The sequence below is a fragment of the Brevibacillus sp. MER 51 genome (genome assembly GCF_023714195.1).
GTDB lineage: Bacteria > Bacillota > Bacilli > Brevibacillales > Brevibacillaceae > Brevibacillus.
Window position 1 is genome coordinate 1 of the sequence record NZ_JAMAUS010000091.1, and the last position, 253, is coordinate 253.

Below are 253 nucleotides of genomic sequence, written 5' to 3' on the forward strand. Positions count from 1 at the left end.
GTAACTGCCTGGCAACGTCCTACTCTCCCGGCTCCCTGCGGAGCAAGTACCATCGGCGCTGGAGGGCTTAACGGCCGTGTTCGGCATGGGAACGGGTGTGTCCCCTCCGCCATCATCACCAGACTATATGAAGGAAATACTCCTTCAAAACTGAACAGCGAATGTTGCGTTACGGTCATATCTCCATAGAAAGGAGGTGATCCATCCGCACCTTCCGGTACGGATACCTTGTTACGACTTCACCCCAGTCATC

Annotated in this window: 2 rRNA genes; both read right to left on the reverse strand. The window is 54.5% G+C overall.

From position 1 onward, the window contains the following. Positions 1-6: 6 nt before the first annotated feature. Positions 7-123: ribosomal RNA gene (rrf, locus tag M3630_RS30810) — 5S ribosomal RNA — on the reverse strand. A 66-nt stretch (positions 124-189) separates the two neighbouring features. Further along, positions 190-253: ribosomal RNA gene (locus tag M3630_RS30815) — 16S ribosomal RNA — on the reverse strand; the annotation flags it as partial.